Consider the following 15,951-nt stretch of genomic DNA (forward strand, 5'->3'; position numbering starts at 1 on the left):
GTAGGCCGTGAGGGACGGGTCAGGCCACGGAGCGCTCCGCTGTCTTCTTGCCCTTGACGGTCGCGTCCAGCAGGGCGCGCTCGCGGGATGCCTCGAAGAGCGGGACCAGTTCGGCCATGGCCGGGTTGTGGGGGGCCATGGTCAGCTCCGGGACGATGAAGTCGAGGTCCAGGCCGAGGGTGTCGGCGAGGACCGCCTGCAGGTAGTTCTGTACGTACTCGTAGCCCTCGCGCGGGGTACCCGGCGCGTAGGAGCCGCCGCGGCTGGCGACGACGGTGACCGGGGTGCCCGTGATCTTCGAGTCCTCGGTCGCGATAGTGCGGTCGGCCAGGATCACATTGTCCAGCCATGCCTTGAGGGTCGAAGGGATTGAGAGGTTGTACATCGGTGCGCCGATCAGCACGGCGTCCGCCGACTCCAGCTCCTCGATGAGCTTCACGCGCTCGGCGAAGGCGGCCGCCTGCTCCTGGGTATGCGCACCCGGATCGACGAAACCGGCGGTGTGGGCCACGGCGGTGATATGCGGGACGGGGTGCGCGGCGAGGTCGCGGTAGACGACCGTCCCCTGGGGGTGCTGCTCCTGCCAGGCCTTGCGGAAAGCGTCGGTGACGGCGCGGGAGGCGGAGGCGTCGCCGGGGAACACGGACGAGTCGATGTGGAGAAGGGTGGCCATGAGGGGCTCCAGATAAGCAGATGGGGATGCCCGGACAGCGCTATGAGCGCACCGGCTGACAATTCGTACTCAGCTACCCAAAGCTGGGGGATCCTCGTAGCCGAGCACCCTGTGAGCTTCCGATCTTCATGGGCGATGCACAAACAGGGGGTGCGTTACTTACTTTTCGTAAGCTGAGTTGAGGGCAGTGTCGAGAAGGTGCCGATGCCCGCATGCCTGCGAAAGCCTGGTGGGTGCGTCGAGTTGCAGAGAGGGCGCCATGTGCCGGCCCGGGCTGGCTGGCCGGTAGGGCGTGCGGGCTGCTTCCTCGTCGACATGGGTGTGGCTGGCCTGACGTCAGAACGAATCCGTGGTGGCTGGTTGGCGGAAGCCGATGTCAGTGCCGGATGACGTTGTTCGTGCCGCCGGTTCGGATCAAAGCGGCGCGGGCCTGGGGCGACGTGGTCGCGCTGCTCTCGGGCATCGCGCAGGGGCTGGAACGGGCGGACTTCGGAGGGCCCGCCCTGCCCGGCTGATTGATCGCTAAGTCACCCACCAGCGGCCTGCGTTGCCGCGTTGGTCGGGAAAAGGCGTGCCCGTGCTCGGTGGTGTCGGTAGTGCCGACGGAACTGGAGTGGATGGCCGCTACGGCGTCGGTGGCTGGTGCCGCGGCGCGCGGGACGGGTGCAGGCAGACCCTTGTCGAAGCACGGCCACCCCGACGGGGTTCGGCTCTGCATCGTGCAGCGCCAGCAGGCCCGGTGGCCGGGGGAGGAGCTCGGGGGCTCCCCCCTGCGCTGCCGGCGCCACTTGATCGCGGTCGGTGGTCTGTCGATGCGTCGTCGACGGTGCGTGCTGTGATCGCGATGGACGGATCCGTGGGTATTGTTTGACTCCTAGTCAACAAAAATAATTATTGATTTGGAGTCAAGGCTGTGCTTACCATCCCTTCCGTAGCGGCGCTCGCAACGAAGCGGAGCTCGTGAGGGAGGCGAGAATGTCGCGTGCACGTGACCGTGGGCCGCCAGTTGAAGGCCATGTCGACGATCGCCCCAGCGTCTCTGTCGGCCGACGATTCCGCAGGTCATGCGCTACATGCTGGTCACGTGGCCCTGGGAGGCCACATCGGCCGTGGGCCCCGCCGCGGGGGCAGGGCGAGCCCGGGCCACTGCCGGGGCCGGCCGGCCCGCCCGGAAGCCGGGCGCCGCCGGTGCACCCGACCACTCGGTCCTACCGTTCAATTTCCGGATCGCTATCCCTCCTGTGAGAAGCCGAGAGGAGTGCACGAGAATCATGGTCTCCCTATTGGCGACCCAATTCGTGTCGTACGCCGATTTGGCCTTCCCTGACGAATTCGACGAACATCCCGAGAGTCGGGTCGTCTCTTCCTCGGCGGCCTGCCGCGGTGAGACCGCACGACTCCCGACGGTTCCGCTCCGGCGTGTGATCCGCATGGTCGCTGAGGACGGCGCAGTCTCTCGCGCGGCCCTTTACAGTCTGGGAGGCGAGCGGAGCGCGCTCTTCAGCGTGCACCCGCGCAGAGGCGACCCGTCCCGGCTGGTGCCGTTTCTACTGGCATCGGGCTACGCCGTGCTCGTCGGGGCAAGCCGCTACGCGGACAACTGGGAGGACTGCGTACTCGAGGCTGCGCTCGCGGACACCGCCGAGGGGATCCGCGTACTGCGGAGAGCCGGGTACGAACATGTCGTACTGCTCGGCAACGGCAGTGGGGGAAGCCACGCCGGCTACTACCAGGCGATGGCGCAGACTCCGCCACCCGACAGGCCGACCCACACCCCCGGTGGCACTCCTTACGACCTCAACGCCCTCGACCTGCCACCTGCCGGCGGCCTGCTCCTTACGGCCCCTCATCTCGGCGACGGCAGGCGGCTGATGAACCTGATCGACCCTTCCGTCAAGGACGAGACGAAGCCGCTGTCATCTGACCCGGCCCTCGACATGTACAACCCCGCCAACGGGTTCAGGCAGCCGCCGGAGCCCAGCCACTACAGTCCGGCCTTCCTCAACGAATACCGGGCGGCCCAACGCGAGCGCGTCGCCCGGCTGGACGGTCTGGCACGCCGGCAGATCAACGAGAGCCGCCGGCTTGCCGAGGCAGTGCACGCGGGCTGGTTCAGGAAGCTACCGCGCGTCGAACAGATCGGCCTGGAACGCCGTGCAGCGATCGGCACCCACATGGCGGTCGCGCGCACCGACGCCGACCCCGTGAGCTGCGACCCGTCCCTCCAGCCGGTCCCCGGACCCGTCGGATCGCCGTTGGGTCCCCGGCCTGACCTGCAGAACTACCAGCGCGGCCACCTCGCTCACCGCGTCACGGCGGAGGCATGGCTGTCCACCTGGTCGGGGTTGTCATCACGGGCTTCGTTGGCCGAGGCCATCGCGCACGTCACCGTGCCGACCTTCGTCCTCCACAACACCGAGGACCACACAGCTTTCCCCGCCGACGTCCAGGAGATCCACCGCCAGTGCGGTGCAACGGACAAGGCCCTGCTGCAGCTTGGCGGCGACCGGCGCGGGGAGGGGCAGTCGGGCAGCACTCGGGCCGTCGAGGCGGTTCTGGCCTGGCTGAACGAGCGCTACCCGACCAAATGACCACGTTGCGACGGCGCGTGCCACGTGGCGTCGCAACGCGAACATGCACAACCACAAGAGACGCGTCGAACAGGCAGACGCGTCAGGCAAGGAGAAAGGAACAGCGTCATGGCTTTCCACCACGTTGGCCTCGCCACGAAGGACATGGAGGGCACCAAGGCCTTCTATGAGGACGTCCTGGGGTTCACCACCGTCCGAAACGACGCGTTCGGCTTCACCGAGGGCGGCCAGATGCGGCACCTCTTCCTCGAGACCGGAAAGGGTGAGCTGCTCTCCTTCCTGGAGCCCACCGAGGTCCCCCAGATCCCCGACTGGGACACCGGTATCAACGAGGGACTCGGCGTCCCCAACGCCTTCTACCACCTCGCGTTCGACGCCGAGACACTCGAGAACCTCGAGAAGATCCGCGAGGACCTAGTCGCCAAGGGCGTCAAGGTCACCCAGGTCGTCGACCACGACTGGTGCAAGTCGATCTACTTCTTCGACCCGGTCAACGGCCTTCCGCTGGAGTACTGCACCTACGCCCGGGCCTTCAACGAGGACGACCGCACGCTCCAGTACCGCTTCACGGCCCCCTTCAAGTTGATGGAGGTGTCCGCGGAAGGGCAGGCGGCCGCCGAGGAGTCCCGCTTCGCGACGCTCGCTGCCAAGAGCGAGGACTGAACTCCCCGCAGCTGACGTCCCGAGCACAAGGCGTAGCCCTGCTGCGCATCGACCGCCCGGCACCAAGCCGCGGCACCTTCAGTGGGTGACCGCCCGCCCGCCGGGGCACCCGACGCCCCGGCGGATGGCCACCGCTCCCGCAACCGCGCTGGAAGCACCGCAGTATCTACGGTGCAGCAGCGAAATGGAGGGCCGTCCCCCTCGGTTCGGGACTGTGTCCCTCTGCACTGTGCAAAGCGGAGACGAGTGCGTCGAAAGACAGGTCGACACACTCGTCTATCGGGAGGTCCTGGTCGTTGGCCAGCCAGTCGGCTGCCATCGCGTCGGTGTAGCCCATCCAACCGCGCAGCGCCATCCGCAGCCGGGGGGCGGCCGTATCGCAGTCGAGGTTGAGCCCGGAGAGGATCAGGGCGAGGCCTACCTCGCGGGCGTCGGAATACACGGCCCGCAGATCAGGCTCGTGCAGCCCCGTTCGCAGCAGGGCCAGCATGGTCACCGGGTACTTGGCGATGAACTCCAGGTACCGGGCCAGCGCGCCTCTGATGATCTGTTCTCCGCTGCGCTCGTGCGGTTGCGCGGCAACGAAGCGGTCGAGTTCCACCAGCAGGTTGCTGATCACCTCGATGTAGAGGCCGCGCTTGTCGCCGAAGTAGTAGAAGACCAGCCCGTGGGCGACATCCGCACTCCGGGCGATCTCGTTGACGTTGACCTCGTCGTACGGCTGGGTAGCGAAGGCGTGCGTCGCCGCGGCGAGGATCAGTTCCCGCTTGGAGGGAGCGCGAGGGGCCCGGGGCGCCGGATGAGAGGTCACCTGTCGATTTTATCGGACGGTGTCCGTGAGGCCGGACGCCACCGGGTGCCGGCACTGGGTCCGGCGGCCAGCACAGGAACCCACGACGAAGATCGTTCCATTTGGGGGTGTCACCCCCAACTCTCCGGACTGCGCCTGCAGCGAGCCCCTCCGGAGAGACACAGTGAAAGGACACCGCAGTGACACGCACACTCAAGCAGCTGATCAAGGAAAATCATCCCCTCATCGCCCCCATCGTCTACGACGGGATTTCCGCCCTCCTCGTCCGGGAGCTGGGTTTCAAGGCGGCCTACATCGGTAGCTATGCCACGGGGGCGACGAAGTACGGCGTGCCCGACATCGGACACATCGGGCTCGAGGACATGGCGGACCAGGTACGTCGCCTCGCTCCCGCTGTCGGGGTGCCGCTCATCGTGGACGGCGAGGGCGGCTGGGGCAACCCGCTGCACGTTGCCCGCGCCGTCCAGACACTGGAGCGCGCCGGGGCGGCGGCCACTCACATCGAGGACCACGTTTTCGGCAAGCACATCACCGCGAGCCCCCGCGTACTGCCTGTGGAACAGGCTGCCGACAAGATCAAGGCAGCGGTCGACGCCCGAGCCAGCGACGACTTCATGATCATCGGCCGTACCGACGCAGCCGCCGGCGAGGGCCCGGCTGCGGCAGTGGACCGCGTTCTCGCCTACCAGGAAGCAGGCGCCGACGGCTTGTTCGTCGCCGGTGAACTCGACAGCGACAACCACGCCCGGCTCAAGGCGGAGGCCCGTGTACCGGTCTTCAGCGGCGATCTCCCCGGGCACAGCGCTGCGGACCACGCGGCGCAGGGTGCCGCCGTGGTCATGTACTACGCGCTCTCCCACCTTGCGGCCGCGCAGGGCATGCGTCACGCGCTGGAAGTCCTCGCCCGCGAGGAGTCGACCACGAGTCTCGAAGAACAGCTCCCGCAGTGGCAGGACTTCGATGTATTTCTCGGCATCGAGCCTGCCCGCGAGGCCGCGAAGACCTACGGGCTGCTCGACTGACCGTCGGTCACGGGTGGAGTGGCTTCAACTTCGTGAGGCCTCCCCAGGGCGGCGGCATGGGCGGGCGATCCGCGCTGTAGCGCCGTTGGCCGACCGCTCGGTCCGGCTCGTCGACGCCGTTCTCGGCACGATCCCCGAGACCGTTGACGCCGGCCGCGGCTCGCAGCATGGCGAAGGGCTACGGCTTGCCCACGCGTCACACCGGAATCCTCCGACGTCGCCGTGGCCCGGGCAGGCCTGGGTCTCCAGCTCGACTGCCAGACGACCCCCGATGCCAACTGGACGGTCAGGAGCGGCTCATGGGCCGTGGCTTGGCGTGCGGTCGTCACGGCCGGCGCACCGTCGGACATCCCGGGCCGGCTCGCTTGCACCTGCTCTTCGGGGCGGGGTGCTCAGAGGGGGAGGAGCACTTCCAGGTAGCCCCCGACCTCAAGACGATCGTGGACGCGAGACGTCGCGCATACCCAACTGCGGTAGCTACTGCGCCCCCGTCCGCCCGCACCACAACCCGCAGGCCAAGAACCTCCTGCAACACCATCAGCGAAGGGGGCCCGAGCGCGTACCTGCCCCGCTCGCCGCCCCGACCAATGAATAAGGGTTTGCCATGCCTACTTCCTCCCGCAACTCCGGCACTGTCGTCTTCCAAGGCGCTCGCGTCCTGGTCGGCGATGGCAGTACCACGATCGAGAACGCTGCGATCCTGGTCAGTGCCGGGCGCATCACTGCGGTCGGACCGGCCGCCTCGATCGATGTTCCCGCGTCCGCCGAAGCCGTGGACCTGACTGGCAAGACAGTCATGCCAACGCTCATCAATCCGCACGGGCACATCGGTTATCTCCGGGACGGCGTCACATCCAAGGAGAACTACTCCCGGGAGAACGTCCTCGACCACCTAAGGCGGCTTGCCTACTACGGCGTGTCCGTCTTCCAGTCGCTCGGCACCGACCGCGACGATACCGAGATCACCATCCGCAACGAACAGAGGGCAGGCGTACTGACCGAACACGCTCTCGCCCTCCTTCTGACCGCGGGCAGCGGGCTCGTGGCGCCGACGCCCGGCTCCACGAACGGCGGCCCCTACTTCGCAACCGACGTCGTCCATGAGGTAAGTACACCCGAACAGGCGCGCGCCGCCGTTCGGGCAATCTCTGCGAAGAAGCCCGACACGGTGAAGTTCTGGGTCGACGACCGAACGGGAACGAAAAGCAAGCTGGCCCCCGATGTGTACGGCGCGATCATCGAGAAGGCGCACCAGCTGGGGCATATCACCATCGCGCACATCTTCGGGCTCGAGGACGCCAAGAGTGTCGTGCGCGCGGGAGTGGACGGCCTTGCGCACATGGTCCGCGACCCAGGGCCCGACGACGAGCTGATCGCGATGATGAAGGAGAAGAACGTCTTCGCCTTCACCTCGATGGGCGGTCAGAAGGCCATCATGCTCAAGGAGCTTGCCTGGCTGGACAGCCCGGAGCTCGCCGAGACAGTGACCAAGTCCGCACGCGCCGCAATACGCGCCGAGATCGACTCCTTCCCAGCCAGCACGCATGCCTGGTTTGAGGAGTTCTACCCCCTGCAGGAGGAAGGCCTGCGCCGCTACGCCGCCAACGGCATCCGCATCGTGCTCTCTGCCGACACCGGGCTGCTCGCGCAATTCTTCGGCATCGCCGAGCACCGTGAGGTCCATGCCATGGTCCAGGCGGGACTATCGGCGCAGCAGGCCATCCAGGCGGCCACGCAGACTCCCGCCGAAGTGCTCGGTCTGGTCGACCGCGGCACGCTGGAAGCCGGGAAGCGAGCCGACCTGCTCGTGCTCGACGCGAATCCGCTGGACGATATCGCCAACACGCTCAAAATCCACGCGGTGTATCTGGCGGGCCACGCGATCGACCGTGCGAGGCTGCGAGCTCGTTGGACCGGTGCGGGGCAAGCGTGAAGCGGCCGGCGTAGGGGCCCCTATTTCCTCGAGAGTCTTTAATTTGGCGGATTTGGGCGCTTCGATCACACTCCGGCGCCGCGGTGGGCAGGTCTCCAGGAGAGAACGTCAATGAGTGAGAGCTGCGGTCGCTCCGGACGGATTTCCCGACTAAATAATTGACTCGAAGTCAATCAAAAATAAATCCTCGGATTACAGCACCTCGGTAGTAAGGCGTCCGCAGATAGGTATCGCAGATTTTGCGGAGAGGGGCCCCGGCCTCGCAGCGGACGCTGGCTGCCGTATCAACGAGAGGGATCGATATCTATGCGAGCCTGGCGGTTCATCGAGGTCAACAAGCCTCTGGTACGAGTTGAGTCTCCGGTGCCCGAGCCGGATCGCGGCGAAGTCCGATTGGACTTGCGTGCGGCAGGAATGTGTCACTCGGACGTTGGGTTCTGGAACGGTACTATCACCGAAACCTTGGACCATCTGCCGATCGTGCTCGGCCACGAAAATGCCGGCGTCATATCAGCCGTCGGTGCCGGCGTCACCGGCTTTTCGATCGGTGACCGGGTCACCGCCTACCCGATCCAAGCCCACCCGTATCCCGGCGTGGAGCGCGACGGCGGATACGCCGACAAGACCCTCATCCCTGCTGCTGGCCTGATCAGGATCCCGGACGGGGTGAGCTTCGAGCAGGCAGCCGTGGCCAGCGATGCCGGCATGACGGCGTACCACGCCGTGCACGCCTCCGGCAAAGTCACTCGCGGCACCCGCGTGGGCATCATTGGCCTCGGCGGTATCGGCATGGCCGGCGCGTGGCTGGCCGTGCTGGCCGGCGGCGAGGTCTACGCGGCCGAGATCAACGACAACGTCCACGCGCAGGCGCTGTCCCTCGGTGTCAAGGAGGTGTTCACCGACGTCAACGACCTCAAGGCCCTCGAGTTGGATGTGATATTCGACTTCGCTGGTATGCAGGAAACCATCCTTGGCGCGGTCCAGTCCATCAAGTTCGGCGGCCGCGTCGTACTGGTCGGGCTCGGCGCCGCACAGTTCACGATCCCGTCGATGCTGTTCGTCTCCCAGCGGGTGCACTTCGTCGGATCGTGGGGCGGCACCAAACAGGACATCGTTGACGTTCTTGACCTGATGTCAGCCGGCCGCTTCGACATCCCCGCTACGGTCGTCGGCTTCAACGAGATCGGCCAAAGCCTGCAAGACATGGCCGCTGGCCGGTTGCTCGGCAAAGTTGTCGCCCGCATCGGCGACTGATGGGCTTGGTGTCTGCCCTGCAGCCGTTCTACGGGCTGAGGCCGCGGCGTTCGGTGAGCCCTCGGTGTACGGCAGATGGATGAAATGCATCGTCAGGGCTCCTCATGTGAGCCCCATCTGACCTGCTGTCACCTCTGTATTGATCATGAGCGTTGTTGACAGTCGTGGGGCTTGATCATGGCGAAGACCTCCGGTGTGGTGGAGCTGTCTAGGACTGCACCGCGCGGAGGTCTTCGTGTCCCACCGTAATGCCCGGCTGGCCGTTCATGCGGCAGGCGCTTGCCGACCTGCGCTTCAACCGCACCCTGCTCGACGAGTGGGCCTACTTGCGGCCCTACACCCGTAACGACGAACGCACTGCTGCCCTGGCAGACTTCCTGCACACCCATAACCACCACCGCTGCCACACCGCATTCGGCGGCCACCCACCGATCAGCCGTGTGAACAACGCTTCAGGTCAATACGGCTAGAGGTCGAGGACGACTTCGGTGGTGGGCTCGCTGCAGCAGATGAGGATGGTGCCGGGCTCTGGGGGTTCGAGGGGTTGGGTGGTGTAGGTGATGTCGCCTGCGACGAGGTGGGTGATGCAGGTGTGGCATACGCCTGTGCGGCAGGACCATCGGGTGGGGATGTCGCACGCTTCGGCGAGATCGAGGAGGGAGGAGGCCTGGGCGGGTGACCAGGGAGTAGTGATGCCGCTGCGGGCAAAGGTGATGAGTGGGCCCGCGCCGACGGGGCCGGGTGGTTGGTGCGGCCGGACCACGGCCGTGGCCGTGACGCCGGGGTTGATGGCGGGAAGGGCGCTGAACGCTTCGGTGTGGATGCGGCCGGACTCGAGGCCGTGGTCGCGCAGGTAGCCGCTGAAATCGTTCATGAAGGCGGGTGGCCCGCAGAGGTAGGCGTCGGCGTGGGTGGGGATGCCCATGGCAACGAGAGAGGCGGCGGTGGGGCGGCCCTGTGTGATGTGGGGCTCGTCAGGATGCGGGGCTTCGGCTGTGTAGTAGACGTACTCGTGAGCGTGGGGGAGTTGCGCCAGAAGGGTGTGGGCCTCGTCGGCGAAGGGATGGTGGGCGCGGTCGTGGGCGGTGTGGATCCACCAGACAGGGTGTGGGTCTTGGACGGCGGCGAGTTGGTGGAGCATGGCCAGCACAGGGGTGGCACCGATCCCCGCGGAGACGAGGATGACAGGGTCGGCGCTCTCTTTGAGTACGAAGGCACCGCGGGGGCTTGCGACGCCCACGAGGTCCCCGGGGTGGAGGCTGGTGTGGAGGTAGTGGCTCACCTGGCCGTGGGGCTCGTGCTTGACGCTGATGCGATAGGCGTCGGATGTGGGCGCGGAGGACAGGGAATAGCTGCGCACAGCGGGAGCGGCTGCGCCGACATCCAGGCGGATGGAGAGGTACTGGCCCGGGCGGGCCTGCGGCAGGGGCGTGCCGTCGATCGTATCGAGGTAGATCGAGGACACGGTAGGGGTCTCGGGGACGATGCGGGCGACGCGCATGGTCTTGAAGCCCGGCCACCCCGATGCCTCCCTGGGCTGCTGGGCGCTGGCACGTTCGCCTGGCCATCCCGGTTCCTGAGCGGGCTGCTGAGCGGCGGCGAGTTCACGGAAGGACTGCTGCCATCCGGGGCTGAGGGCGGAGATGTTGAGTGCTTTGCGCAGCTTTTCGGGGTCGCGGTGGGGAAGGTAGAGCAGCGCGTCGGTGTCGGCGACGCTGAGTTGTTCGGGGCCCTTGCGGGTGAGAGTGATCTCGTCGCCGGCCTGGACGTGCCCCTCGGTGATGACGCGCAGGTAGAAGCCGGGGCGGTGGTGCGAGACCAGGAGGGAGGCCATGGTGGGTTCGCCCAGGCGCATGCCGACGCGGTAGCAGGTGACGCGGGGCTGGGTGACCTCGAATTCGGCCTCGCCGATGCGGTAACGGTCGCCGATGCACACCTCGCTGTCCGGCAGGCCGTCGACGGTGAAGTTCTCCCCGAAGATCCCGAAGGTCAGGTCGTCGCGACCGAGCTGCTCTTCCCAGTACTGGTAGGACTGCAGCTGGTAGACGAGGACGGCGCGCATCTCACCGCCGTGCCCGGCCAGGTCGCCTTGGCCGTCGCCGTCGATGTTCAGCTGCCGCACCATCCGGGGCCCGTGCACAGAGGACTTCCACACTCCGGTACGGACGGTCCTTCCCTGCCAGGTGACGTCCTTGGGCATCCCTACGTTGACGGACAGCAGCGTCGCCATTGCGGACCTCCTGCGGGGTGGCCGGCCGGGGCAGCCCCTCATGGCCCTGTGAAGTGTGCACTTGGCCCGATCCTAGTTCTCGGTCTGCGCCGCCCGCTATTCATCGATCATGAGCCCTTTGAGGCATCGGCCGAGATTTTCCGAATGCTCGAGGGCGGGGGGATCTGGACTGGTCATTCGTTTTTCCGTGTCTGATCATTCAGATCACGCATGATTGCGCGGGTGGCGGGGCGGCGCCGCGCTGACCAGAATGATCACATGGAGTACCAGCTCGAGGTCGTCATCCTGCCCGTGAGTGATGTCGACCGTTCATTGTCCTTCTATCAAGAGCGGCTAGGTTTCCACCTCGACGTGGACTACGGGCCCAGGCCTGATTTCCGGGTCGTGCAGCTGACGCCTCCCGGCTCCGCCTGCTCAGTGCAGATCGGGGTGGGCATCACCGATGCGCGGCCTGGTTCGGTGAAGGGCCTGTACCTGGTGGTTGCCGATCTCCAGGCTGCGTGCGCAGAGCTGGCGGGACGCGGCGTCGACGTGGGGGAGATCCGCCACAAGGCGCCGGTCGAGACGTGGGAGGGAGGCTTCGAGCCCGGCATCGACCCGGAGCGGCGGGACTATGCCAGCTTTGCGGAGTTCACCGACCCCGACGGCAACGTGTGGACGTTGCAGGAACGCGGTTTTCGTTCCGCCTGAGGTGGGCGCCCGCGGTACCGGGCTTTCTGTTCGCTTTCCGATGTTCCGGGGCCGCTGCCCACGCATTCTGGTCCGGCGACGCGGCCGGGCGCGCTCGCGTGATGATGAGGATGACGCATGGCCACATTGCGGTCGCTGGAGTGCCTGTGGCGCTGGTCGACGAAGGATCGGTGACGAAGGCCGCGGCAGTACTGCACATGTCGCAGCCGGCGCTGTCGCACCAGATCACGGCGCTGGAGAGGGAGCTGGGCACTCCGGTGGTGGAGCGGCTCGCCCGGGGCGTCCGGGTCACGGCGGCGGGCCGGGCCGTCGCCGAAGAGGCGCGTGTGGCCCTGGCGGCCGCATCGCGTGCGGTCCAGGCGGGACGGCGTGTCGGGGAAGGGCTCGGGGGGGCGCCTGCGGATCGCGTGTGCGGAGACGATGACGGCCTGGCTGCTCGTTTCGGTGCTACGGCGGTGGCGGACGCGCTGGCCCGATGTCCGGCTGGACCTGTTGGAGTTCACCAGCGCGGACCGCATGGTCGAGCACCTGATGGCCGATGGCGCGGACCTGGTCGCGGGGCCCGAGCCGACGGCCACCTCCGCTCACATGGAGGCGCTGGGCCGCGAGGAGATGGTGGTCGTCACCTCGCCCGGCCACCCTTTCGCGGACCGGGAATCCATACCGGTGCCGGATCTCGCGAGGGTGCCGTTCGTGCACTACGACCCGGAGAACGGGATGGGGGTGTGGATCGACCAGTTCGTCGCGGCTCGGCAGACCTCCCTGACCGTCGTGCTGCGCACACGCAGCCCCCGTACCGCTGCCCAGTTGGCGGGGGCGGGCATGGGGGTGACCATTGTGCCGGTGTCCGCACTGGCGGGGCGGCCCTCGGCCGTGGTGCGGCGTCTGGAACCGCGGGTGCACCGCGACATTCTCGCGATCACCATGGTTCCTTCTGATGCGCTGGTGCGCAGATTTATCGCTGACCTGCGGCGGCGGGGACTGCCCACGGTCGATACCGCAGCCAGGGACCGGTCGGGGGAAGGTCCTGCTGCTCGAGGCTGAGCCCCGCCACCTGCTCTGGGGGCTCAGGAGCTACTCGGCGGCTCCTTCGCGGGTGCGCTGGTAGTGACGCCTGGCCTTCATGCGGTTGCCGCACAGGGCCATCGAGCACCAGCGGCCCTTGTTGCTCTTGCTGCGGTCCAGGAGGAACCGCCGGCACTCGGGGTTGGCGCAGGGGCGCAGTCTGCCGGGCATCGTCTCCTGCAGCGCACCCCAGGTCAGCACCGCTTCCACCGCCAATCGGCGATCCGTGGGGGCGTCCAGGTCCCAGGACACGCCCGCGGGGGAGAGGCGGGGGTGGGAAGTGACGTCCTTCAGGAGCGGGACCAGCGAGGTGGCCGGCCGGCTCCCGCGGACCACCTCCTGCAGGGCATCACGGGCCTGCACGAGGTGCTCCTGCTCCTGTGCGGTGCCGCTGCCGCCGTGGGCCTGCTGCCACGAACCGGCCGCTTCCGGATCTGCCAGCTGGTCCTGGACGGCGCCGTTGACCACCGGCGCGCTGTTGAGGAGTTCCAGCAGTGCGTCCTGCCGTTCTCGATCGCTCACCATGCCACCTCCTAACCGATTCACTTCGCTTGACAGGTTACACGAAGGAGAGTCACTCTAACCAGAGAAATTTATTTAGATGGTTGGTCTTCGTCGGTTGAAATGTACCCCCCCCGGGCGGCCAGCCGCCGCGACAGGAAGGACAGGACCGTGACCGCGTGCCAGGGCATCGCCGACGTCCCCGCAATGCAACAGCGCGAGCGACTGCGTATGGTGACGGCCTTTGACCAGGAGGTCGTCACGGCGGCAAGCCCTCCAGTCTCACGCACGAGGCGGGCCGCCGACCGTGTCAAGGCCCTGCTGGCCGGTGAGTCGGGCGGCGCCGTAGTCCTGCTGGCCGCTCTGCTGGCCGCCCTGACCTGGTCCAACGGGTTCCCGGCCTTGTACCGGGCGGCATGGGAGGCGCAGCTGAGCGTCGGCCTGGGCGGCATTCGGCTGGGTCTGGATCTGCGTACCTGGATCAACAGCGGACTGATGACCTTCTTCTTTCTGCTGGTCGGTCTGGAGGCCCGCACCGAACTCGATCTGGGGGAGCTGCGGGAACGTCGCCGCCTTCTCCTGCCCGTCGGTGCCGGGATGATGGCGATGGCCATTCCGGTGGCGATCTACCTTGCGGTCAACCACACCGGCCCCAGTGCCCATGGCTGGGGGGTCGCCATGTCCACCGACAGCGCCCTGGCGCTCGGCGTCTTCAGCGTCATGTCCCGGCGCCTGCCGGGCAGGATCCGCACCTTCCTGCTCACCCTGTTCGTCGTCGACGACCTGGTCGCGCTCCTTGTGATCGCCACCTTCTACAGTCACGACATCCGGCCGGTCCCCCTCGCCATTGCCGGTGCTTCCTTCGCGGCCATCCTCGCCGGCCGCACCCTGCCCGTGCGCCGCCGGGGCGGCCTCGTCGTTGCACTGGGCACCACCATGTGGGCTGGTCTCATGGGCAGCGGCGTCGACCCGGTAGTCGCGGGCCTGGCGATCGGCCTGGTCACCTCCGCCTACGCCCCCTTGCGCATCGACCTGGAACGCGCCACCGGTCTGGTCCGGCTGTTCCGTGAGCAGCCCAGCCCGCACCGCGCCCACTCCGCCGCTGTGGGCCTGGTCTCCGCCCTGTCGGACAACGCGCGGCTGCAGCACCGCTACCACGCGTGGACGGCGTACGGGGTCGTCCCCCTCTTCGCCCTGGCCAACGGTGGCATCGCCATGAACGCCGGCCTGCTGAAGGGGGCCGGCGGCTCTCCCGTCACCCTCGGCGTCTTCCTCGCCTACGTCGTCGGAAAGCCGATCTCCATCGTCGTCACCTCGTGGGCTGTTGCGCGTCTGAGCCGCGGCCAGTTGCGGCCGCCCGTCGGCTGGGCCGCCGTCGCCGGCAGCGGCACCATCGCGGGCATCGGCTTCACCGTCTCCCTGCTGATCGCGAACCTTGCCTTCTCCGGCAGGCTCCTTGAGGAGGCCAAGATCGGCATCCTGGTCGCGGCCGCCGCCTCCGCTCTGCTGAGCTGGGCCGTCTACCGCACCACCGCTCTGCTGCCGCAGGCCGCTCGTAACCGTGCCCTGCTCGGCTCCACGCCGCCGCTGCTTGATCTGGTCGGCGGCATCGACCCCGCTCACGACCACGTCCGAGGGCCCGAGGACGCTGTGGTCACCGTCGTGGAGTACGGCGACTACGAATGCCCCTACTGCGGTGAGGCGGATCCGATCACGCGCGATCTGCTGCTCTCGCGTCCCGACGTGCGCTACGTGTGGCGCCACCTGCCGCTGAGCGATGTCCACCCGCACGCGCGTCTTGCGGCCGAGGCTGCGGAGGCCGCAGCGGCCCAGGGGGCCTTCTGGCGCATGCACACCCTGCTGCTGCAGCGTCAGGACCGGCTGGAGATGAGCGACCTGCTCGGTTACTCCGCCGACCTCGGCCTGGACGTGCGCCGGTTCCACCGGGACCTGCGCCGCCGCACCCACGCGGACCGGGTCGAGCGTGACATCATCTCCGCCGACCGCAACGGGGTCTCCGGCACGCCCACGTTTTTCTTCAACGGCCAGCGCCACCACGGCGCCCACGATGCCGACGCACTCATGCAGGCCCTTGATGCCGCGCGTGCAGCATCCGAGCGCTCCCGCCTGCTGCCGCTGCCCAAGGAGCAGTTCTGCGTCCTGCGCCTGGTGGTGCATCGTCACCGGGCTCAAGGGCCGCACCGTCTCTTGCGCCCGTACGGCCTCGAACGCACAGCCGCAGCAGGTGGCACCAGGCCGACGCCCGGACACGTCAGGCCTGTCGGTCACGCCTGTCCAAGAAGGCCGTCGGACATGATCCCGGTGTTGCACGAGATCGACAGTTCGACGTCGGTCGTCTGAGCGTGCTCACGGCGGGCTGCGCTGGCTCCTGGCCGTCCACGGGCGGAGGCTGGATCTAGGTCATGCCCTGACCCCACCTGTGGATTCAGTTTCATGGCCGGCCATGAGCGCCTGTCCGGGTGCGCCTTCTCAATCTAACCGATAAAAATAACTTGAC

Annotated in this window: 13 protein-coding genes and 2 pseudogenes; 11 read left to right on the plus strand and 4 right to left on the minus strand. The window is 67.4% G+C overall.

The window, feature by feature from the left end:
• Window positions 1–19 precede the first annotated feature (19 nt).
• The gene (locus ABZ910_RS29330; RefSeq protein ID WP_361370625.1) at window positions 20–673 is read right to left on the minus strand and encodes an NAD(P)H-dependent oxidoreductase; all 654 of its coding nucleotides are present in this window, start codon (window positions 671–673) and stop codon (window positions 20–22) included.
• A 386-nt stretch (window positions 674–1,059) separates the two neighbouring features.
• On the opposite strand from ABZ910_RS29330, the gene ABZ910_RS29335 reads away from it, so the two are divergent.
• The 3 genes from ABZ910_RS29335 (at window position 1,060) to ABZ910_RS29345 (ending at window position 3,927) form a co-directional block, all read left to right on the plus strand.
• Window positions 1,060–1,188 (plus strand): hypothetical protein, encoded by a 129-nt coding sequence (locus ABZ910_RS29335; RefSeq protein WP_361370628.1) that lies wholly within the window; start codon window positions 1,060–1,062, stop codon window positions 1,186–1,188.
• Window positions 1,189–2,178: 990 nt separating this feature from the next.
• Entirely contained in the window at window positions 2,179–3,264 is a 1,086-nt protein-coding gene (locus ABZ910_RS29340; protein WP_361370630.1) for a hypothetical protein, read from the plus strand.
• A 108-nt stretch (window positions 3,265–3,372) separates the two neighbouring features.
• On the plus strand, window positions 3,373–3,927 hold the full coding sequence (locus ABZ910_RS29345; RefSeq protein WP_361370633.1) for a VOC family protein: 555 nt from the start codon (window positions 3,373–3,375) through the stop codon (window positions 3,925–3,927).
• 166 nt (window positions 3,928–4,093) lie between these two features.
• Here ABZ910_RS29345 and ABZ910_RS29350 read toward each other — a convergent pair whose 3' ends face one another.
• Complete coding sequence (locus ABZ910_RS29350) at window positions 4,094–4,738, minus strand: TetR/AcrR family transcriptional regulator (RefSeq protein WP_361370636.1); 645 nt, start codon at window positions 4,736–4,738, stop codon at window positions 4,094–4,096.
• A gap of 179 nt (window positions 4,739–4,917) precedes the next feature.
• Here ABZ910_RS29350 and ABZ910_RS29355 point away from each other — a divergent pair, with 179 nt between their 5' ends.
• The 4 genes and pseudogenes from ABZ910_RS29355 to ABZ910_RS29370 form a co-directional block, all read left to right on the plus strand.
• Window positions 4,918–5,760, plus strand: coding sequence for an isocitrate lyase/PEP mutase family protein (locus tag ABZ910_RS29355; RefSeq protein ID WP_361370639.1), 843 nt, complete (start codon window positions 4,918–4,920; stop codon window positions 5,758–5,760).
• Between the two features lie 604 nt (window positions 5,761–6,364).
• On the plus strand, window positions 6,365–7,693 hold the full coding sequence (locus tag ABZ910_RS29360; protein ID WP_361370642.1) for an amidohydrolase family protein: 1,329 nt from the start codon (window positions 6,365–6,367) through the stop codon (window positions 7,691–7,693).
• Between the two features lie 306 nt (window positions 7,694–7,999).
• Window positions 8,000–8,947, plus strand: coding sequence for a zinc-binding dehydrogenase (locus ABZ910_RS29365; protein WP_361370645.1), 948 nt, complete (start codon window positions 8,000–8,002; stop codon window positions 8,945–8,947).
• A gap of 287 nt (window positions 8,948–9,234) precedes the next feature.
• Window positions 9,235–9,417 (plus strand): annotated as a pseudogene (locus tag ABZ910_RS29370) (integrase core domain-containing protein); the annotation flags it as partial.
• Here ABZ910_RS29370 and ABZ910_RS29375 read toward each other — a convergent pair.
• Window positions 9,414–11,177 carry an MOSC and FAD-binding oxidoreductase domain-containing protein gene (locus ABZ910_RS29375; RefSeq protein ID WP_361370648.1) on the minus strand — a complete coding sequence of 588 codons (1,764 nt, stop codon included), beginning with the start codon at window positions 11,175–11,177 and terminating at the stop codon, window positions 9,414–9,416. The pseudogene ABZ910_RS29370 and the gene ABZ910_RS29375 overlap by 4 nt on opposite strands.
• A 258-nt stretch (window positions 11,178–11,435) precedes the next feature.
• Here ABZ910_RS29375 and ABZ910_RS29380 point away from each other — a divergent pair, with 258 nt between their 5' ends.
• The 3 genes and pseudogenes from ABZ910_RS29380 to ABZ910_RS29390 all read left to right on the plus strand — a co-directional run bounded on the left by ABZ910_RS29380 (window position 11,436) and on the right by ABZ910_RS29390 (window position 12,911).
• Window positions 11,436–11,867 carry a VOC family protein gene (locus ABZ910_RS29380; protein ID WP_361370650.1) on the plus strand — a complete coding sequence of 144 codons (432 nt, stop codon included), beginning with the start codon at window positions 11,436–11,438 and terminating at the stop codon, window positions 11,865–11,867.
• 197 nt (window positions 11,868–12,064) lie between these two features.
• Window positions 12,065–12,112: pseudogene (locus ABZ910_RS29385) on the plus strand (hypothetical protein); the annotation flags it as partial.
• A 124-nt stretch (window positions 12,113–12,236) separates the two neighbouring features.
• Window positions 12,237–12,911 carry a LysR family transcriptional regulator substrate-binding protein gene (locus tag ABZ910_RS29390; RefSeq protein ID WP_361370652.1) on the plus strand — a complete coding sequence of 225 codons (675 nt, stop codon included), beginning with the start codon at window positions 12,237–12,239 and terminating at the stop codon, window positions 12,909–12,911.
• Between the two features lie 30 nt (window positions 12,912–12,941).
• On the opposite strand, the gene ABZ910_RS29395 is transcribed toward ABZ910_RS29390, so the two are convergent.
• The gene (locus ABZ910_RS29395; RefSeq protein WP_361370655.1) at window positions 12,942–13,457 is read right to left on the minus strand and encodes a CGNR zinc finger domain-containing protein; all 516 of its coding nucleotides are present in this window, start codon (window positions 13,455–13,457) and stop codon (window positions 12,942–12,944) included.
• A 147-nt stretch (window positions 13,458–13,604) separates the two neighbouring features.
• On the opposite strand from ABZ910_RS29395, the gene ABZ910_RS29400 reads away from it, so the two are divergent.
• Window positions 13,605–15,794 carry a Na+/H+ antiporter NhaA gene (locus ABZ910_RS29400; protein ID WP_361370658.1) on the plus strand — a complete coding sequence of 730 codons (2,190 nt, stop codon included), beginning with the start codon at window positions 13,605–13,607 and terminating at the stop codon, window positions 15,792–15,794.
• The last annotated feature ends 157 nt before the right edge of the window (window positions 15,795–15,951 follow it).

The organism is Streptomyces sp. NPDC046805 (assembly GCF_040645355.1).
Taxonomy (GTDB): domain Bacteria; phylum Actinomycetota; class Actinomycetes; order Streptomycetales; family Streptomycetaceae; genus Streptomyces.

Bases quoted from the DNA above. Each gene is read 5' to 3' on its own strand.
- ABZ910_RS29395 (WP_361370655.1), bottom strand. From the start codon at position 13,457: ATGGTGAGCGATCGAGAACGGCAGGACGCACTGCTGGAACTCCTCAAC.
- ABZ910_RS29365 (WP_361370645.1), top strand. From the start codon at position 8,000: ATGCGAGCCTGGCGGTTCATCGAGGTCAACAAGCCTCTGGTACGAGTT.
- ABZ910_RS29375 (WP_361370648.1), bottom strand. From the start codon at position 11,177: ATGGCGACGCTGCTGTCCGTCAACGTAGGGATGCCCAAGGACGTCACC.
- ABZ910_RS29345 (WP_361370633.1), top strand. From the start codon at position 3,373: ATGGCTTTCCACCACGTTGGCCTCGCCACGAAGGACATGGAGGGCACC.
- ABZ910_RS29380 (WP_361370650.1), top strand. From the start codon at position 11,436: ATGGAGTACCAGCTCGAGGTCGTCATCCTGCCCGTGAGTGATGTCGAC.
- ABZ910_RS29330 (WP_361370625.1), bottom strand. From the start codon at position 673: ATGGCCACCCTTCTCCACATCGACTCGTCCGTGTTCCCCGGCGACGCC.
- ABZ910_RS29335 (WP_361370628.1), top strand. From the start codon at position 1,060: ATGACGTTGTTCGTGCCGCCGGTTCGGATCAAAGCGGCGCGGGCCTGG.
- ABZ910_RS29360 (WP_361370642.1), top strand. From the start codon at position 6,365: ATGCCTACTTCCTCCCGCAACTCCGGCACTGTCGTCTTCCAAGGCGCT.